General features: G+C 40.4%; 2 protein-coding genes. Both read left to right on the forward strand.

What is annotated here, in order from left to right; genetic code table 11:
- Nucleotides 1–71 precede the first annotated feature (71 nt).
- Entirely contained in the window at nt 72–368 is a 297-nt protein-coding gene (locus tag ASG16_RS00025; protein WP_056492429.1) for a transposase, read from the forward strand.
- Between the two features lie 8 nt (nt 369–376).
- Nucleotides 377–1,258, forward strand: coding sequence for an IS3 family transposase (locus ASG16_RS00030; RefSeq protein ID WP_056492426.1), 882 nt, complete (start codon nt 377–379; stop codon nt 1,256–1,258).
- The last annotated feature ends 43 nt before the right edge of the window (nt 1,259–1,301 follow it).

Raw genomic sequence — 1,301 nt, forward strand, 5'->3', positions numbered from 1 at the left:
TGATATGATCCCCTCATAGTGGACAGAAAAAAGTAAGCACCTTACTCTGTCTATTATGGGGGGATTTTCTCATGGGAAAAATCAGAAGAACTTTTGACGTTGCCTTTAAGAAAAAAGCAGTGGATTTATATTTGAGAGATGGAATGGGTTATAAAACCGTAGCAAAAGAATTAGGTATCGAGCCTTCTGTAGTGCGTCGGTGGGTTGCACATTATCAAACGGAAGGAATGACGGGTCTTGAAGAGAAACGAGGAAAAGCAAAAGGGCCTGGTATAGGTAGACCCAGAACGAATCCGGAGGATCCTGAGACTAAAATCAAGAGATTGGAAGCGGAAAACGCATTGTTAAAAAAGCTCTTGCAGATGTGAAAGGTGGAATGGATTCTGTACCTGAAAGCAAAAGGTTTGCTATCGTCAATGATTTAACTAATCAAGGATATAGCATTCTGCTTTTATGCCATCTAGCCGAAGTCTCCAGAAGTGGATATTACAGATGGATGAAAAGGCAAGCCATCACCTCTCCAAAGCAGCTTGAAGATGAGCAGGTAAAGGAGAAGATCGCAGAGTGTTTTCATAAAGTCCGGGGAATCTATGGGTATCGTCGGATTAAAGTATGGATCGAGAAGAAATATGAACAGCATATAAACCGCAAACGTATTCATCGATTAATGAAGGTTATGGGGCTTCAAGCGATCATTCGCAAGAAAAGGCCTTATTACGGCAAAAAAGAAGCGTACGTAATCTCAGACAATCTTCTGAACAGGAATTTCCATGCAGGGAAGCCAAGTGAGAAATGGGTCACCGACATTACTTATCTGATTTTTAATGGACAAAGACTGTATCTATCCGTCATTAAAGATCTATATAACAACGAGATCATCGCTTATCAGATAAGCCGAAGAAACGATTTGAAGCTCGTTATAGATACTCTCAAAAAGGCTAAAAAGAAACGAAATGTTCGAGGAATCCTGCTTCATAGTGATCAAGGGTTCCAATACACATCCCGTCCATATAACAACTTGATTAAGAAATACAAGATGGTAGCCAGTATGTCCCGAAAGGGAAACTGCTGGGATAATGCATGTATGGAGAACTTCTTTAGCCATTTTAAATCCGAGTGCTTTAACCGCTGTACGTTCCGTACAGTTGACGAAGTGAAACGTGAAGTTAAACATTACATCCATTTTTACAACCGTGAGCGTTTTCAGCAAAAATTAAACAACCTGAGTCCGTATGAATTCCGAACTCAGGTTGCTTAGAGTGTCTTTTTTATTTCCTGTCTACTTGACAGGGGTCAGTTCA

This window comes from Brevibacillus sp. Leaf182 (assembly GCF_001423865.2).
Lineage (GTDB): Bacteria > Bacillota > Bacilli > Brevibacillales > Brevibacillaceae > Brevibacillus > Brevibacillus brevis_C.

Bases quoted from the DNA above. Each gene is read 5' to 3' on its own strand.
- ASG16_RS00030 (WP_056492426.1), top strand. From the start codon at position 377: ATGGATTCTGTACCTGAAAGCAAAAGGTTTGCTATCGTCAATGATTTA.
- ASG16_RS00025 (WP_056492429.1), top strand. From the start codon at position 72: ATGGGAAAAATCAGAAGAACTTTTGACGTTGCCTTTAAGAAAAAAGCA.